Raw genomic sequence first — 19,120 nt, forward strand, 5'->3', positions numbered from 1 at the left:
AAAAATCCTGTAGCTATGGAGGTACAATTCTGGTCCAACTAAAACGAATTTATTTAATAACATTGATTTCTATAAAATATATTGTAATTTAAAACTGACATTTACACTGTCTATTACCATTTTAGAATAATATTTTTATGGCGGATACAACAAAGAAGGGGGATTTTGCGAACGATTTACTACCTAACCCTGAAACCTTAGACGATACAATTCAACACGTCAACAACCCGGTCCTAGACCTGCCCAACATTGAGAAACTATATTTAACTGCAGTTAAAGGCTATTCACAGGAAGCCAATACGGTTTATTTTACCGATGGCAAATCCAAAGTGGAAGTTAAAGTTTACTCGGAAGATATCATTCGGATCCGATTAGCGCCCGAAGGTTCCTTCTTGGAAGACTTTTCCTATGCCATCAGTTTTAAGGAGGATAACTATGTCAGTGTGGAGGTCATTGAGGACTCTGAATATTACAAAGTCAAGACCAATACTACGATTTGTTTGATCCGTAAGTCGGATTTTAATATTTCATTTTCCGATATGGAAGGTCAGGTGCTGAACCGTGATCATTCGGCAATGCACTGGGAAGAGAACGTGGATTTCGGAGGTTACTATGTTTATTGTACCAAGGAAGCAGCTGCTGATGAGGCATTTTTCGGATTGGGCGATAAAGCAACCAATCTGAATTTACGTGGTAAACGAGTTAAGAACTGGAATTCGGACACTTATTCCTACGCATTTAATCAGGATCCATTATACAAAACGATTCCATTTTATATAGGTGTGACTGAAGGGAAGGCTTACGGTATTTTCTTTGATAATACCTTCAAGACCTATTTTGATTTTGCAGCAGAGCATCAGGACCAGACAAGTTTTTGGTCGGAAGGTGGGGAGCTGCAATATTATTATATCCAAGGTCCCAAGATGATGGATGTGGTGAAACGCTATCATAAACTTACAGGAACGCATTATATGCCAGCCATGTGGGGATTAGGATATCACCAATGCCGCTGGAGTTATTATCCGGAAAACAAGGTCCGCGAAGTTGCCTACGAATTCAGGAAGCGGGAGATTCCATGTGATGCGATTTATCTGGATATTGATTATATGGATGGATACCGTTGTTTTACTTGGAACAAACGCTATTTTCCAGATCCTAAAAAGATGATTTCGGATTTGAATGCCAATGGTTTCAAAACGGTTGTGATGATTGATCCGGGAATTAAGGTTGATGATAATTATTGGGTATTCAAGCAAGGAAAGGACAATAATTACTTCTGTCGCCGTGGGGATGACTACTTTATGGAAGGATTTGTTTGGCCAGGGAGATGTCAGTTCCCAGACTTTACCAATCCGGAAGTTAGAAGCTGGTGGGGAACTTTATACAAAGGATTGGTTGATGATGGCGTTGCAGGATTCTGGAACGATATGAATGAGCCGGCAGTATTTGGTCGAGGAACATTTCCTAATGATGTAAGACATCAATTTGAAGGACATCGTGGTTCCCATCGTAAAGCTCATAATGTTTATGGGATGCAGATGGTTCGAGCGACTTACGATGGTTTGAAAAAATTATATAAAAATAAGCGTCCATTTACGATTACACGGGCTGCCTATGCTGGGACCCAACGGTATTCTTCGGTTTGGACGGGAGATAATATTGCGACCTGGGAACACCTGAGAATAGGAACGCTGCAGTTGCAACGTCTTTCTGTTTCCGGATTATCTTTCTGTGGAACTGATATTGGAGGTTTCACAGGTGAACCGGATGGAGAATTGTACACGCGTTGGATGCAGTTTGGCGTATTCTCGCCATTTATGCGGGTCCACTCAGCTGGAGACACCCGCGATCGTGAGCCTTGGAGTTTTGGTCCAGAATGGGAGGCAATCTGTAAGAAATTTATTGAGCTGAGATACAAGTTATTGCCATATATCTATTCTACGTTTTGGTTGCAGCATAAATATGGTGAACCTATTTTGAGACCTATTGCCATGCTGGAACAAGAGAAGGCCAAGAACATGATTCGTGAAGAGGAGTTTGGCTTTGGTAACCAATTGTTGTTATCGCCAGTACTTCATCCAGGTCAAGCGAATAAGATTGTTTATTTGCCTGAAGGAACCTGGTATTATTATTTTGATAATACATACTATGAAGGAGGTCAGGAATATACCATCGATACCCCATTGGATGAAATGCCGTTTTTTGTTCGTGGCGGATCCATTATTCCAGAATATCCGGTGATGCAATTTACAGGAGAGCGCAGAGTAGAATCCTTGCGGTTGAACCTATATTATGCCGAAGGAGAGCATACATCGTCCTTGTATTCTGACCATGGTGAAACCTTTGCTTACGAACAAGGGGTTTATGTAGAGAAGCATTTTATTACGACCTGTGATGCAAAGCAAGTGAATGTCATTCAAGGAGAAGATGGCTTGTACACGCCATATTATACTGGTTTTGATTTGTATCTAGTTGGATTACCATTTGAGCCAAAGCAAATCACAGTGGATGGAAATAAGGTTTCCATGCAGCAGGATGATGAAGGGAAGTTATTTGTAAAATTAGATCGCGATTTCAAGAAAATTAATATTCAATAACATATAAAAGCTAAAAAAACTAATTATGCCTCAACCAGTTGAAGTACACTCCTTATTGTCTGAATTTGATGTTTTTTTATTCAAATCCGGACGTCATTATAAGCTTTATGAGAAGTTTGGTTCTCATGAATTATTAGTGAATGGGGTAAAAGGAGTATATTTTGCGGTATGGGCGCCCAATGCCCAGACAGTTTCGGTCGTCGGAAATTTTAATGGATGGAATCCACATTCTCATCAGCTACATGTTCGTTGGGATAGCAGTGGAATCTGGGAGGGGTTTATTCCGGGGATAGAGAACGGAGAAGTTTATAAGTACCACATTCATTCGAATACGGGGGAGCATCTGGAGAAATCGGATCCTTTTGCTTTGCACACCGAGATTCCACCAAAGACGGCATCTATTGTTGCCACCACATGGTTTGGCTGGAATGATTCGGAATGGATGTATAATCGTCGGGAGTACAATGCGCTCGATCGGCCGATGTCGGTTTATGAGATGCACCTGGGCTCCTGGATGCGTGATCCAAAGGATCCAGAACGGTTCCTGACCTATGAGGAAATTGCGGCTCGACTAATTCCCTATATCCAGGAAACAGGATTTACACATGTGGAGTTTATGCCCATTATGGAGCATCCCTATTATCCTTCTTGGGGATATCAGATTACGGGATATTTTGCGGCGAGTTCACGATTTGGCGGTCCGCAGGACCTGATGAAATTAATTGAACTTCTGCATGAAAGCCATATTGGAGTGATCTTGGATTGGGTTCCTTCGCATTTTCCGGGGGATGCTCACGGACTTTATAAGTTTGATGGGACACACCTTTTTGAACATGCCGACCCAAAGAAAGGATTTCATCCTGATTGGCAATCGTATATTTTCAATTACGGAAGAAATGAGGTTAAATCCTTTTTGATCAGTAATGCCTTTTTCTGGTTGGACCGGTACCATATAGATGGATTAAGAGTGGATGCGGTGGCCTCGATGCTTTATTTGGATTATTCCAGAAAAACAGGAGAGTGGGATCCCAATGAATTAGGCGGGAATGAGAATTTGGAGGCAGTTGCCTTTTTGAAGGAATTCAATGAAGCGGTTTCTAAGTATTACCCAAGTGTTCAGACGATTGCAGAAGAGTCGACCTCCTGGTCTGGCGTTAGCCGTGCCACCTTCCAAGGCGGCTTAGGCTTTGGGATGAAATGGATGATGGGTTGGATGCATGATACGCTGGCCTATTTTAAGGAAGATCCTATTAATAGGACCTACCATCATGATAAAATGACTTTTGCCACGGTTTATGGATTTACGGAAAATTTCATGTTGCCATTATCACATGATGAGGTGGTCTATGGAAAGCAATCCCTGATCTATAAAATGCCGGGCGATGAATGGCAGAAGTTTGCGAATTTAAGGAGTTTGTATTTATACATGTTCACGTTCATTGGCACCAAATTATTATTTATGGGTGCTGAATTTGGACAGACTTCGGAATGGAATGTTAACCAATCCTTGGACTGGCACTTGCTTCAATATAAGCCGCATAAGAGCATGAAGCAGTTTGTGTCGAAGTTGAATGAGGTTTACAAGACCTATCCGGCATTATACGAAAAGGCGTTTAGTCCGGAGGGATTCTTCTGGATTGAGTTGGCGGATCGGGAACAAAGTATTTTCGCCTACTGTCGTAGGGGACATGATTTGGAGAATGATCTGGTTATCATCTTAAACCTAACCCCGGTCGTGCGTCATAATTTTAAATTAGGAGTGCCGCATGCTGGTCAATGGGAGTTGGTTTTGAATTCGGATGATGCAGAATTTAATGGAAGCGCCGTACCTGTGAAAAAAGTAATTTCTACGGAAAATATATCATGGATGGGCCAAGACCAATCCATAACAGTAGATCTACCGCCACTAAGTGGTTTAATTTTTAAAAGAAAACTTGGCAAATGAAAGTCATACATTTAAGTGTAGAGTGTTTCCCGGTCGCAAAGGTTGGGGGATTGGCAGATGTTGTCGGAGCATTACCTAAGTATCAAAGAGAATTAGGGATTGATGCCTCGGTGATCATGCCCTATTTTAACAGGAAGTTTACTCAGGAGCATGAATTTGACCTAGTTGCTGAAGGAGAATTTCTTCAGGGATCGAGTTTGCTGACTTACGAAATATTGAAGGAGAAAACAGATGAACTGGGTTTTCCGTTATACTTAGTAAGGATTCCAAATCTTCTGGACCGAGAGGAGATATACAGTTATCAAGATGAGGCGGATCAATGGATTGCTTTTCAGCATGCTGTTTTACATTATCTGAAGTACAATAATATTCAACCGGATGTATTGCATTGTCATGATCACCATGTTGGCTTGGTTCCGTTTTTGACGAAATGGAGCAATGAGTTCAATGATCTTAAGGGCGTTAAGACCGTTGTAACGGTTCATAATGGGCAGTACCAAGGCTGGATGTCATGGAGCAAAGGCATTGTCCTACCTGCATTTGACACCTGGAAATGGGGTTTATTGGATTGGGATGGATTAATCAATCCCTTGGCTACAGCGATTAAGTGTTGCGATGCTTATACCACCGTTTCGGAGGGCTATCTAAAAGAGCTTTTTGAGAATGCGAATGGCTTGCAGGATTTATTTTCAGATGAAAGAGGGAAGGCCGTTGGCATTGTGAATGGGATTGACACTTCATTCTGGGATCCGGAAATTGATTCTCTAATTGACCATCAGTATTCCATGGTAACGGTAGATCAGGGTAAGGCCGAGAATAAGTTGAGTTTTTGCAAGGAGTTTGGATTAGATCCGAGCAAGCCTTTATTAAGTTATATAGGGCGTTTTGCAACTGAGAAGGGGGCAGATATATTGCCGGACTTAATAGAAAATCTTTTGAAGAAAAACTCGGGTAAATTAAGTATATTTATACTAGGTTCTGGCGATGCCTTGATACAGCAATCGATTCAGGACATAGCTCCTAACTATAAAAATGATTTAGCAGTATTCTTTGGCTACAATGAGCAATTAGCTCATCGGGTTTATGCTGCTTCGGATTTATTGATTATGCCATCGCGGGTTGAGCCATGTGGGTTGAACCAACTGTATGCTTTAAAATATGGGACGATTCCTGTGGTTCGAAAGATTGGTGGTTTAGGGGATACGGTGAAAGACGTTGAAGAAGGCGGCTATGGGTTTCTTTTCAATGATGTAGATGCGGAAGAGGCTGCAGCTACAGTAACAAGAGCCATAAAATATTTGAGCTATTCGGATAATTTAACAAAGACGAGGGATGCCGCTATGGTCTTAGATTATTCATGGAATAAATCAGCAAAGAAATATAAAGAGTTATATAACCAATTACTTAAATGATATGTCGCATAAAGTTGTTTCTATTGTATTAGGAGGGGGTCGAGGAACCCGCTTGTATCCGTTGACAGACCAACGATCAAAACCAGCTGTTCCTATTGCGGGGAAATACCGTTTGGTAGATATTCCGATTTCAAATTGTCTTAATTCTGGCTATAATAAGATATATGTACTGACGCAATACAACTCAGCATCTTTAAATAAGCATATCAAGAACTCTTACAACTTCAGTATATTCAGTAAGGGCTTTGTGGATATTTTGGCTGCTGAGCAAACCAATGAGGGTGACCGATGGTTTGAGGGTACAGCCGATGCGGTTCGTAGGACGCAAAAGAATCTAGTCAATGTAGATTATGATTATGTTTTGATTCTTTCGGGCGATCAACTGTATCAGATGGATTATTCTGCCATGGTAGATTTCCATGTGCAGAATGGTGGCGAAATCACGATTGGAACAATTCCTGTTAGCGCGAAAGAGGCGCCAGGCTTTGGGATATTAAAGTCCGATGAAGCCAATAATGTGGTTTCATTTATTGAAAAACCGACCAAGGATTTATTAGCAGACTGGACCTCTGAGGTTTCTGAGGACCTTGAGAAACAAGGACGTAATTACCTGGCTTCGATGGGAATCTATGTATTCTCCAAAGGAGTGATGTCGAGGATGCTTGCTGAAAACAACGGAATGGATTTTGGTAAGGAAATCATTCCGGATGCGATCGAAAATTCCAAGGTATTAAGTTATCCTTTTGATAGTTATTGGACAGATATCGGTACGATAGCTTCCTTTTTTGAGGCGAACATTGGATTAACCGATGATATTCCAGAGTTTAATTTATTTGGTGAAACTGTATATACGCGAGCGCGTATGTTACCACCATCGAAGGTTTCTGGAACGACCTTGAATAATGCAATTATTGCCGATGGATGTATTATTCTGGCTGAGAAAATCCAACGTGCCGTGATTGGGATTCGGTCTAGAATTGGGGAGGGAACAGTAATAAAAATGACCTATATGATGGGTTCGGATTATTATGAGGAATTGAACGAGGTGGTTGAATTGACTTCATCACAGGCCCCACCGCCAATTGGCGTCGGTGAAAGATGTTATATTGAAAATGCTATCCTTGATAAGAATTGTCGGATTGGAAATGATGTAAGAATTAAAGGTGGTAAGCAATTAAAAGATGGTGATTTTCCAGAATATACCATTTGCGATGGCATTATCGTGATCAAGAAAAATGCAGTAATAGAAAATGGAAGAACCATTGGGTTCTAAGGATTTCATAAATAAGAAAAGGGTCGTTCAAATATTTGAATGACCCTTTTTTTTGTGAAAAATAAATTATTGACTTTTTAATACGTATTCATAGATCAGATAGAAGATCACCAATACAACGATTGCAAGAATAATTGTACGCTTCATGTTATTCGCAGCGGGTTGATCATCTTTTTCTTTAATGACAGTTTCTGGAACCTTTGTAGGATCTACATCTTCTGCATTATTGATTTTGTTCCCTTGTTCATCTTCTTTTTCTTGCATAATTTACCTCCATTAGTTAAAGTATATAACAAATTAAAAGAGGTTTTGTTTAAAAAAGCTGTTAACCAGTGACTTCTCTAATTAATCCATAATCATAAGCCATTTTTATAGCCGAACTTAAATTAGAGGTTTTGAATTTTTCGATCAGATTTTTACGGTGACTTTCCACAGTATGATGACTGATATAAAGCTTTTCTGCAATTTGATGAGTCGTTAATCCCAATGCTGCTTCGGCAAGGATTTCTTTTTCACGGCGGGTCAATTTAGGGACGCTTTTTAATTCTGTACTGTTCTTCTTATCAATGATTTGCTGGGTTTGTTTGCAGAGGAATTTCTTTCCATACAGTATTTCTTGGATCCCCAGTTTAATTTCATCGATGGAAGCGTTTTTCTGGATGTAACCATGCGCACCTTCCTGAAAAGCACTATTTATCACTGCAAATTCATTATGAACACTCAGCATAATAATCTTCAGGTCCTTATTACTTTTTAATAAGGGTTGGATCAGTTCCAAACCATTGGCATCGCTCAAATTGATATCCAATAGTAAAACGTCGAGACGGGTTTGCTTGAGCGCATCAATTAAGCTTTTCGCGGTAGGATAACAACCGATAATATTTAAATCGGGTTCCTGAGCTAAGATATTTTTTAATCCCTCAGACAATAAAGGATGGTCATCTGTGATGGCGATATTTATCATGATTTTATGAATTTGGGGATGTAAATTTCAAAACTACTACCTTGCCCAGTTTCGGAATGAACCTGGAAGGATCCTTTCAGGAATTCTACCCTGGATTTTATATTCTGCAGGCCAGCAGATTTGTTCAGATTGGAAAGGTCATAGTCAAAACCCTTACCATCATCTTCTACGGTAATATTAAATTGCTGATCTTCTTCCACCAATTGGATAATAATCTGAGAAGGATCAGCGTGCTTTATGGCATTATTCACTAATTCCTGAATAATGCGATAGATCAGTAATTGCTGGTCCGGAGTCAAGGAATTCGTATAATGCAGGAATTGTACATCAATGTCGAGCTGTTCATTGCACATCCTGGAGGCATAATCATTCAAAGCTTCCTGCAGTCCAAATTTCTGTAAAAGGTCAGGGGTCAGGTTGTGTGCAACTCGCCTAAGTTCATCTACTGCCATATCGAGCTGGAAGATTCCTTTTTGCATTTTTTCCTGTACCTCTAAGGAAGCCTTATCATTCAGATGAGAAAGCTGAAGTTTAGTTCCAGAAAGGAGTCCGCCGAGGCCATCATGCAGGTCTCGAGCAATTCTTGCGCGTTCCTGTTCTTGTCCATCCAATAAAGCCGTCAACATGGAGATTTTAGCATGCTGTCTTTCCTGATCAATCGCCAAATTATGCAGTTTTTCCCTTTGTTTCATATGCTTTGAACGTTGGGTATAGGCATAAAAAAGTAAGGTCAGCATGGCAAGTGCTGTTAACATTAAGGCGATAAAATACTTATTCAATTTATCCTTGAAGGAAATTTCTTTTTGATAGGTGCTGATTTCTTGGGCTCTGTTTTCTGCCTCCAATTTAGAAACCTGGAGTTCTTTAACCTGCTTTTCAGCTGTTAATTTTGATAAAGCCAATTCCTTTGACTGGTTATCCTGGATCAGTTTTAGGTTTTCAAGCTCTTGTTTTTGCTGGATCCCCAGAGCAGCCATCAGTTGGATCTGCTGCTCTTTCTTTTCGGCCTCAACCTGTAATAAGGCCAATTCCTGATCTTGCTTTCCTTTTTCATATTGGGCTTCAAGACGCTTGCCAATATTTAGTTTTTCCTGATCATAAACAGTTGTAAAGAGCTGGATATAATCTTTATTATATTTGATTGCATCAGCATAATTACCTTCCTTTTCACTGATTTGGGATAGGGTATGGTAAATGCTCATCAGGATTTGTTGGTCCTGTACCTGAGACTTATTGATTTCAATCAAAGATGACAACAGATGTTCTTTAGCGGTTTTATAATTTCCTTTATCCAGTTCCAATTCAGACAAGATCCCATAAGAAGATGCGACTAGATTATATTGTTTGGTCTCTAGAGCATTGGTTTTAGCAAGTTCAGCATAATGTACGACCTTATTCTGATACTCCTTTGGATAAAATTTAAAATACAGGTGAGCCAGATTATTGGCTACAAATGCTAGATTAGAAGGAATTGGGATTTCATTTTCTTTAGAAAGATAGGTTTCCAAGGCCTTCAGGTAATATTGTTCCGCTGAGTTCCTGTATTCCTGCTGGCTGTCATCCTCCAGATACTTTTGCTCGTACATATAGCCCAAGAGCATATACGAGTCAAAAATTGTCAATGGGTCTTTTTGTTTCAGGGCGAGGTTTAAGGCGAGCTTACTATATTTTTCCTGCAGGTCAAATTCATTCCAATTAGAATAGATGGCGGTCAGTTCTTTATATACATTCGCTTTCCTGTTATAAATGGTTGGCGAGTCCTTAGCTTGATCTAAGTAACTCAATGAAATCAGGAATTGCTTCACTGCTTCAGCTTCCTGTTGCTGCCTGGCTAAGATCCAACCATAACCATAGTAGACATATCCTTTGATCTCTAAGTCCTTGCTACGGTCTGCTAGGGCTTTTGCTTTCAGAATATGTTGTCTGGAGCTGGTCGTTTCCTCAATAATCAATTTGTTGATTGCCAATATGGTATTCAAATAGGCAGCATATTTACTTTCCTTTAATTTATTGGCAATGGCCAGGTCATGATTCAAAAGTTCGATGGCTTCAGATTCCCGTTGATTAAAAAATAAGGCTTGTGCTAATTTCCCGGTGGTATAGAATTTTTCAGGGTTATTTTCAGGGTACTGATTGTACTCCTTTTGAAGCCTCTCAACTAAATCTTGAGACTTTAGCATTGCAGGGCATAGAATAAAACATAAAAAAAGAAAAAAGAAGTTGAAGTGTGATTTAAATTTTTCCAGATTCATGTTCAGTCCCTGCTATTTAATTATATTAATATCAAAAGTACATAAACAGAGCCTAATAGCTAGACTCTGTTTATGTACTTTTTCTCTTTTAATCAATTTCTACTTTTTCACCTTTGCTATTAATAAAATAGGCGTCCCCATCATCTGAGTCCATGACCGAAGCAGTACCATCATCAAAGGTAGTTCCACTACTGAATTTAATAGGAATAACGATTTTCCCTTGATTATTGATGTATCCAAATTTTTCACCTTTTTGAACAAGATGAATAGGTTCATTTTCAGAAAGAGAAATCAAGTTATAGCCGGTGGCAATTTTCTTGTTATTCTTAATATTATATAACTGATAGTAATTTTCATCTGCAGTGACAAAGACCTCCGCATTGAATTCTATGATGAGCGGATAGGAGATAGGCACGATTTCCTTTCCTGTTTTGTCCAATATCCCTGTTTTTTCACCTATTGTAGCTGTCAAATACCCATGGCTCATATGACTAACCATATCGTATTGGGCTTTAATGATAGGTTGATCATTAGCCGCTAGGATTCCGAACTTATCACCTTCGGCATAGATATATTGTTGGTATTCTTGGTCGTAAGCCAGGAAGTCATATTTGAAAGGGATTTTGATGTTTCCATTTTTGTCGATTGCACCATACTTGCTATCGGCATTGATAACCGTACTGATTCCAGCCATGAATTGGTCAACATATCCATAAATTGCTTCTGTAATGATATTGCCGTTTTCATCTTTCAGTCCCATTAATTCGGAATCCTCATCCTGATATAGGAAGCGATCCGTATCCACTTGTTGTTCTTCAGAGATTAATTCATCGTCTTCATCCCAAGTTTCGGTTGCCACAGTATCAACCTGGAGTTCCGAATAAAAAGTAGGGATTTCAAACTCCGAAGTAGGCAGGGTTTCTTGTGTGATTTTATTTGCAATAAAACCATTTCCATCAACAGATAAGGCCATTAATGCGCCTGGAACATCTTTTAGGAAAGAGAATTCACTCCAATAGAGTTTAGGCAATTTCTCCGTATACCAGATTTCTATTTTGAGGTTTTGATTTTCTTCTGTTTCAAAATCCATAGTAGCAATAGCTAGTTTACAAGGGAAACCTAGAATGGTTTTGGTTTTACCGGGTACCGTTTCAATAGAAACGAGGTCCTCCTGAGTTTCAAAAGTGGAACCTTCGCCCATTTTATAATATTCTTCAGATTCAGTGAATAGATAATAAGATTGGTTGTTGGATTTGTTAATAATCAAAAAGCTAGGGGTTGCCTCGTTTTTTGTGATTTTAATAAAGTTATCATTTAACCAAACTCTCAAAAAGAAATCATCAGTTGGTTTTAATTTGTCCATATCCTGTTCGCTTGAGAAAGATTGATAGTCGATTTTGTGGACTTTCTGACTTTGTGCCAGAAGGGTCGATTGACCCATGCAAAGGAAAAGGATGGAGATAAATAGTTTTTTCATTAGCGATAAATGTTACAATGCAAAAATGAAAATAAAGAATCTAAATATCTATCCCTGATATCAGCGAATTTGGGGAACTGTGTTGTTTAATATGCTTTCCAAATATTTCTAAATTTTGGAGAAATAGTTCGGGCATCAAATTTTTTTATGATCTGTGTTTTAACATTTGGTTTTCCATTATTTTGATACATTAGCATTATTAATAAGTAATATAATAGTGAACTAATAATTAAAAATTGCTTATTTATTTTGTTTAAAATATATTGAAATCAGCCTTACTTTTTGTTATTTTTGAATTAACTTAAACGAGTAACTAACAAAATTTTAATGAAGTTAATTATATAATAATATTTAATTAACGAAAAGCCAATATTGTGTAACCTTTCTTTGCATGCAAAGAAATTGAACTTAAACCATGAAAAAACACTCTGCATTTGTGCCCATTCTAGTGGGCTTATCGCTACTTTCTTGGTCAGCAGCACATGCCACTTATAGGCATGTACCCCATGATCGGGCGTATGAAATTAGTCAAAACATTATTCGAGGCAAGGTAGTTTCCGAGACTGGTGAGTCAGTAGCAGGGGCGACGGTGAGTAATATCACGTTGGGTTCCGTGGCGCAGACGGACGAGAGCGGGAATTTTGAATTATCGGGATCAGTTGGTAATGAACTTCGAATTTCTATGGTTGGTTTCACAACTAAAACGATTTCTGTAACTGGAAGTCAGATGAATGTGACTATAGTTTCCTCGGACCAAAACCTTGATGAAGTGGTCGTAGTAGGTTATGGTAAACAGAAGAAAGTGAATCTGACGGGAGCCGTTGCTCAAATTGACTCCAAGGTTTTACAGGACCGACCAGTTGCCAATGCTACTCAGGCATTACAAGGGGCAGTACCTAACTTGAACATTAACTTTACCAATGGTAGGCCAGGAGGAGAAGGAAAGGTCAATATTCGTGGGTTTGCCTCCATTAACTCCGCGAATGCGGCTCCTTTGGTCTTAATCGATGGAGTTCCGGGGAATATTAACACAATCAACCCAAAAGACATTGAATCCATTTCGGTATTAAAAGATGCATCCGCAGCGGCAATTTATGGTGCTCGGGGTGCATTTGGGGTAATGCTTGTTACTACGAAAAAAGGACAGGCGGGCAAAATGACCATAGGGTATAGCAATAACTTCGGGAGTTCTGACCTTACTGTAAATACTGATTTTATTACCACAGGGTATGATGCTGCCGTATTGAATGATGAAGCCTTCCTAAGAGCTACTGGTAACCGCTATACAGGTTATACGGATGAGGATTATGCGGAATTATTAAAACGTAAGAATGATCCTTCATTACCATCGGTAGTGATTCAAAATAGAAATGGTAAAGATCAATATGTGTATTATGCGAATACAGATTGGTGGAATACTTTCTATAGGGATAAGATGAATTCCATGGAACATGCCCTGACTTTTTCTGGAGGCTCGGAAAAAATGGATTATTATATTTCTGGAAGGATGTATAAGAAAGGCGGTATCATGAAAATTCAGCAGGATAAATTTGAAGGCTATAACCTAAGAGCACGTCTGAATGGTCAAGTTCGGGATTGGTTGAAAGTGAGCAATAATAGCCAGATCAACTATCAGAATTATACCTTCCCAGGCTGGAATGGTAGTGTGGATGCGAATAATAACTTTATTTCAACCACAGTGCATGCCTTACCATCCTATGTGGCACAGAATCCGGATGGAACAGCTACTTATAGAACTGAGTTGAATAACTATAACATTGGTGATGGTATCATGGCGGATTTGCTATATGGTAAATCCAAAGGTGGGGAGAAGGAATATGAGTTTATCAACCTTTTTGAGGCTGTTGCGCAAGTAATGCCTGGGTTAACAGTTACAGGTAATTATACCTTTACCTATAATCCGATTGATAAATTTAACAGAAGAGCTCAGGCTCCATGGTCCGTTTATCCTGGGGTTATCAGCTATTTAGGGAATGACCAGTTGGTACAGAATTTAGAAAACTATAAAAAACATTCCTTAAACATCTTCGCTAACTTCAATAAGAGTTTCGGAGATCACAATTTTGGTGCTACTGCAGGTTATAACCAAGAGTTGAGTATATGGAGAAATGTTGGTGGAACGCAAACTAACCTATTATCGGAAGATCTAAATGACTTTAACTTAGGTACAGGGGTTCCATTACTACGTGGCGGCGAGCAAAGCTGGGCCTTACAAGGGTTCTTTGGAAGGATCAACTACGATTATAAGGGTCGTTATCTTTTAGAGGTTAATGGTCGTTATGATGGTACGTCGAAATTCCCTGCAGGTCAGCAATATGGTTTCTTTCCATCCTTTTCTGCCGGTTGGCGTATTATGGAAGAGCCATTCTTGGAATCTGCAAAATCCTACATCAATGAGGCTAAGTTAAGGGTGTCTTATGGATCCTTGGGTAATGCCCAAGAAGCAAGTGCTTATGGATATATTCCATTGCTGGGTGCTGGAAACTCAGCTTATATCACCAATGGGGGGAGAACGCAATATTTAAGTTCACCATCTCCTATTTCACAAGATTTAACCTGGGAAAGAACAAGCACATTAAATTTCGGGGCAGACTTCGAGTTTGCTCAAAACCGATTGACGGCTTCATTCGACTACTTTATCCGCGAAACCTTAGATATGTTAATCCCAGGGAAAACCCTTCCTTCGGTTTATGGAGCGAGTTCTCCGAAAACCAATGCTGGCGATTTAAGGAACGTAGGATGGGAGTTGTCGATGGCTTGGAGAGATCAATTCCAGGTTGCAGACAAACCATTTGGCTATAGCTTTGGATTAGGCCTATCGGATTCGAAGGCAAAAATTACAAGGTTTGACAATCGTGAGATGTTGTTGAACAACTACTATGTTGGTCAAACATTGGGTGAAATATGGGGCTATAAGATTGATGGCTTATTCCAATCGAATGAAGAGGCTGCAAATTGGGATGTGAACCAAGATAAGGTGGATGCACGTCGTTTATCAGCGCCTGGAGACTGGTCTAAATTGCAGGCTGGAGATCCACGTTTTGTTGATTTAAATGGTGATAAGGAAATCAGTCAGGGATTAAACACCTTGGATAATCCTGGCGACCAGATCATTATCGGTAATAATAGAGCGAGATATAATTTTGGGGTTAATCTAGGTGCTAATTGGCAAGGATTTGATGTTTCGGCTTTCTTCCAAGGAATAGGAAAACAAAATTGGTGGCCGGGATCAAATTCAGATAAATTCTGGGGTCCATATTCAAGACCCTATTATTCATTTATCCCTAAGGATTTCGTAGAGGATGTATGGACTCCTGAGAACCGGGATGCTTATTTTCCATTGCTACGTGGTTATGTTGCGCTAGATGGTAATAGTTCATTAAATGTGAAGTCAGATCGTTATTTACAAGATTTGGCATATATCCGTTTAAAGAATTTGACCATTGGTTATACGCTTTCCAGCAACATCATGAGCAAATTAAAGATGAGCAGTGCTAGAATTTATTTATCGGGTGAAAATCTTTGGACAGCGACAAAATTGAGGTCTAAATATATAGATCCAGAGCAGGCTGCCCAAGAATCCAATGGTAGAGCATACCCATATTCTAGAACATTTTCTTTTGGACTTGATTTTACTTTCTAAACCATGAAAAACTCATTTATATTATATATTCTACTAGCTGTACTATTTACAGGCTGTAGTAAAGATTATTTGGATAGGCAACCCGGAGCGAATATTACGCCGGATGTATCCTTCAAGAGTGTCAAAGATTTGGAATTGTTTACCAATTCATTCTATGATGCAGCCTTACCATCGGCCGAAGGGATTTACAATGAAGCAATTGACAACATTGTTAAAACCACCCTTCAAGATGAATTGACCGGAAAACGTATCGTACCTGTAAGTGGTGGCGGATGGTCCTGGGGAAATTTAAGAAACATTAATTTTTTCTTAGAGAATTGTTATAACCATTTATCGAAGGAAGAAGCAGCGCCTTACGCTGGGGTTGCGAAATTTTTCAGAGCCTACTTCTATTATGACAAAGTAAGAAGATATGGAGACGTGCCATGGTACGGGAAGGTATTGGATGAAAATAATGAAGCAGAATTGATGAAGCCTCGTGACAAGAGAACTGTAATCATTGATTCTATTATGGCAGATTTGGATTTTGCGATCAATAATATGATTAATTCCAAATCAGATGAAAAAGCAACGAAATGGACAGCTTTGGCATTGAAATCAAGAGTTGCATTATTTGAAGGTACATTCAGGAAGTATCATACCGAATTGAATTTGCCAGATGCGAATAAGTATCTGGAAATGGCAGCAGCAGCTTCCAAAGAGTTGATGGATGCTGGACAATACAGTTTATATACTGGTGCTGGTGCAGAATCTTATGGTAAGTTATTCAGCTCGGTGACTAGTATTCCTCAAGAAGTCATTCTGGCTCGTAAATTCTCAGATGCTTTACAGATCTGGCATAATGTGAACTATTACACAATTACGGCTTCCTACGGAAAGCCAGGTCTGGAGAAGGACTTGGTAAACACTTATTTGATGAAGGATGGGTCTCGTTTTACGGATAAGCCCAACTATGATAAAATGACCTTTTTGGAAGAGGTTAAGGATAGGGATCCAAGATTAAAGCAAACCATTCGTACTCCGGGATATACGAGAATCGGGGGTGCAGCGCCAATAGCTCCAAATTTTGGTAATTCAGTGACTGGATACCAATTGATCAAGTTTGTTGGGGATGTTAAATATGACAACTACAACCGTTCTGAAAATGATATGCCAATCTTTAGATATGCGGAAGTACTATTGAATTACGCGGAGGCAAAAGCAGAATTAGGAACATTGAGTCAAGCAGATTTGGATGCCTCCATCAATTTAATCAGAGCAAGAGCAGACATGCCTGCAATGACTTTAGCGGCAGCTAATGCTAAACCAGATGCCTACCTTGCTAAAAGTTACCCGAATGTAGCTGGTGGCATGAAAGGTGCGATATTGGAAATCCGTCGTGAAAGAAGGATTGAATTGGTGATGGAATCTTATCGTTGGGACGATATCTTACGTTGGAAAAATGGTCAATTCCTGACTCGTCAATTTAAAGGAATGTATTTCCCAAGTATTGGAAAATTTGATCTGGATGGCGATGGGAAAGAAGATGTTTGGATCTATGAAGGAACAAAACCAACAGCTCCAGGTGTTCAATTATTGAAACTTGGATCGGAGATCTTATTGGAAAATGGTACTAGTGGAAATGTTATTATCAACGCCCATATCAAAAAGACGTTTGATGAGAAAAGAGATTATTTCTATCCACTTCCAATCCAAGAATTGGAGTTAAATAAGAATTTAACACAAAATGAAGGCTGGAAATAAAAGCTAATTATATAATGAAAAAGCCGCATTCGATTGAATGCGGCTTTTTTGTTATCTATTCGGTTGAATTATTCAGTTTGGAATGTTTATATCCGTAAAAGAAATATACCACAAGTCCGATTGCTAACCAAATCAAAAAGATAATCCAGTTGCTGGTTCCTAGTTCGGTCATTAAATATAAGTTGATCAGGATTCCAATGACTGGCAATAATGAAAAGTTGAATTTATAAGCCATGACAGACATAATAATCCAAACCAACCAGAAGATGATGATCAGCGATTTATGCTCCAAGATATAAAGGAAATCAAGTTGTTTCCATTCTTGGAAAACCCCAGGGTTGAACTTCCATATCAAAAGCCAAGCAGCTATGAATCCTATTCCAATCAGGTACTTTGCATTTACGTAAGGAACCCTGAATTTAGATTGTTTTGAGAGTCCAGAATAATCCATATAGAGTACTCCGGCACAGACAAGAATAAAGGCGAAAAATGTTCCTACCGAAGTTAGGTCTACGAAGAAGTCCATCTTGAAGAACATGGAAGGAAGAGCGACTACGAAACCAGTAACAATCGTTGCAAAGGATGGGGTTTTATATTTTGGATGGATGGTAGCGAATTTTTTCCATAAAAGTCCATCGCGACTCATGGTCATCCATATCCTTGGTTGAGCCAATTGATACACCAATAAAGCACTGGTAATGGCAATAACTGAGGTTACTGAGATAATGCCGGCAAGATAATCTACCCCAATATATTTAAACACAAACGCCAATGGATCTTTCACATTCAACTCGGTATAATTAACCATTCCGGTCAATACCAAGGTAATGCCTACATATAAGACAGTACAGATCAACAAGGTAATAATCATGGCTTTTGGAAGGTCGCGTTGAGGGTTTTTACATTCTTCAGCGGTGGTAGAAATTGAGTCAAAACCTATAAAAGCAAAGAATACGGCTGCTACAGATCCTAGGACGCCATGCAAACCGTTAGGAGCAAAGGGCACCCAGTTTTCTGGATTGACGAAGAATGCACCACCAATGATAATTGCTAGGATTACTCCAATTTTAACCATCACCATGATATTGCTTGCTCGTCGGGACTCCTTGATTCCGCGGTAAACCAACCAAGTAATCAGGGTGATAATAACACCCGAAGGAAGGTCAAAAATAATAGGGATATCGGCTATTCTAGGTGCTGATTCATAAGCTTTGAGGCCTAGTTTATCAGCGACCGTCAGTGCTTCAGGGCCTGCAGTAATGAGTTTTTGATGAGCCTCCAGAGCATATTGCGGCGCCATCGAGAGCCATGCAGGAATATGAATACCGAAGCCTTCCAGCATGGTTACAAAATATTGGGACCAGGAAATGGAGACGACAATATTGGATACTGCATATTCTAATACCAGTGCCCAACCAATAATCCAGGCAAATAGTTCTCCGAATGCCACATAGGCATAGGTATAAGCACTTCCTGAAACAGGGATGGTACTTGCGAATTGCGCGTAAGAAAGAGCAGTAAAAACACAGGCGAAGGCAACAAAAACAAAGAGTAGGGAAATGGCAGGTCCACCTTCGAAGCTGGCAAGACCAATGGTACTGAAGATTCCGGCTCCCACAATAGCGGCAATTCCCAAAGAAACCAAGTCACGAACCCCGAGGACCTTATTCAAACTTTCAGATTGACCTTTTTCCTTGATAATTAGTTCAAGACTTTTTCTTTTGAAGAGCTTATTTCTCATTTACGATGGTTTGATTTTAAAAGTCAACAAAAGTAGATATAAAATTCAAACC

At 39.4% G+C, this 19,120-nt stretch carries 11 protein-coding genes; 6 read left to right on the forward strand and 5 right to left on the reverse strand.

Features of this window, described 5'->3' with window-relative positions; genetic code table 11:
• The first annotated feature begins 137 nt into the window (after positions 1-137).
• Genes ACF3OC_RS07440 through ACF3OC_RS07455 form a run of 4 tightly spaced genes read left to right on the forward strand, consistent with a single transcriptional unit; the run spans position 138 to position 7,227 of the window.
• Positions 138-2,597 carry a glycoside hydrolase family 31 protein gene (locus tag ACF3OC_RS07440; protein ID WP_094281414.1) on the forward strand — a complete coding sequence of 820 codons (2,460 nt, stop codon included), beginning with the start codon at positions 138-140 and terminating at the stop codon, positions 2,595-2,597.
• A 25-nt stretch (positions 2,598-2,622) separates the two neighbouring features.
• Positions 2,623-4,542, forward strand: coding sequence for a 1,4-alpha-glucan branching protein GlgB (gene glgB, locus ACF3OC_RS07445; RefSeq protein WP_094257008.1), 1,920 nt, complete (start codon positions 2,623-2,625; stop codon positions 4,540-4,542).
• The gene (locus ACF3OC_RS07450; RefSeq protein WP_094257009.1) at positions 4,539-5,954 is read left to right on the forward strand and encodes a glycogen synthase; all 1,416 of its coding nucleotides are present in this window, start codon (positions 4,539-4,541) and stop codon (positions 5,952-5,954) included. The genes glgB and ACF3OC_RS07450 overlap by 4 nt, the downstream gene beginning before the upstream one ends.
• 1 nt (position 5,955) lies before the next feature.
• Positions 5,956-7,227, forward strand: coding sequence for a glucose-1-phosphate adenylyltransferase (locus tag ACF3OC_RS07455; RefSeq protein WP_094281416.1), 1,272 nt, complete (start codon positions 5,956-5,958; stop codon positions 7,225-7,227).
• A gap of 66 nt (positions 7,228-7,293) precedes the next feature.
• Here ACF3OC_RS07455 and ACF3OC_RS07460 read toward each other — a convergent pair whose 3' ends face one another.
• The 4 genes from ACF3OC_RS07460 to ACF3OC_RS07475 form a co-directional block, all read right to left on the reverse strand.
• Positions 7,294-7,491, reverse strand: coding sequence for a hypothetical protein (locus ACF3OC_RS07460; RefSeq protein WP_094257011.1), 198 nt, complete (start codon positions 7,489-7,491; stop codon positions 7,294-7,296).
• A 61-nt stretch (positions 7,492-7,552) separates the two neighbouring features.
• Positions 7,553-8,191 (reverse strand): response regulator transcription factor, encoded by a 639-nt coding sequence (locus tag ACF3OC_RS07465; protein ID WP_094281418.1) that lies wholly within the window; start codon positions 8,189-8,191, stop codon positions 7,553-7,555.
• Entirely contained in the window at positions 8,188-10,371 is a 2,184-nt protein-coding gene (locus ACF3OC_RS07470) for an ATP-binding protein (protein WP_179221503.1), read from the reverse strand. The genes ACF3OC_RS07465 and ACF3OC_RS07470 overlap by 4 nt, the downstream gene beginning before the upstream one ends.
• Before the next feature lie 160 nt (positions 10,372-10,531).
• The gene (locus tag ACF3OC_RS07475) at positions 10,532-11,920 is read right to left on the reverse strand and encodes a WG repeat-containing protein (RefSeq protein WP_094257014.1); all 1,389 of its coding nucleotides are present in this window, start codon (positions 11,918-11,920) and stop codon (positions 10,532-10,534) included.
• Positions 11,921-12,335: 415 nt separating this feature from the next.
• Here ACF3OC_RS07475 and ACF3OC_RS07480 point away from each other — a divergent pair, with 415 nt between their 5' ends.
• Positions 12,336-15,584: a TonB-dependent receptor gene (locus ACF3OC_RS07480; RefSeq protein WP_094281422.1), complete on the forward strand. Its 3,249-nt coding sequence runs from the start codon at positions 12,336-12,338 to the stop codon at positions 15,582-15,584.
• A gap of 3 nt (positions 15,585-15,587) precedes the next feature.
• A complete protein-coding gene (locus tag ACF3OC_RS07485; RefSeq protein WP_094281424.1) occupies positions 15,588-17,327 on the forward strand; it encodes a RagB/SusD family nutrient uptake outer membrane protein in 1,740 nt (579 codons plus the stop codon).
• A 55-nt stretch (positions 17,328-17,382) separates the two neighbouring features.
• On the opposite strand, the gene ACF3OC_RS07490 is transcribed toward ACF3OC_RS07485, so the two are convergent.
• On the reverse strand, positions 17,383-19,068 hold the full coding sequence (locus ACF3OC_RS07490; protein ID WP_094281426.1) for an APC family permease: 1,686 nt from the start codon (positions 19,066-19,068) through the stop codon (positions 17,383-17,385).
• Positions 19,069-19,120 lie beyond the last annotated feature (52 nt).

Source organism: Sphingobacterium cellulitidis, assembly GCF_043187465.1.
Lineage (GTDB): Bacteria > Bacteroidota > Bacteroidia > Sphingobacteriales > Sphingobacteriaceae > Sphingobacterium > Sphingobacterium cellulitidis.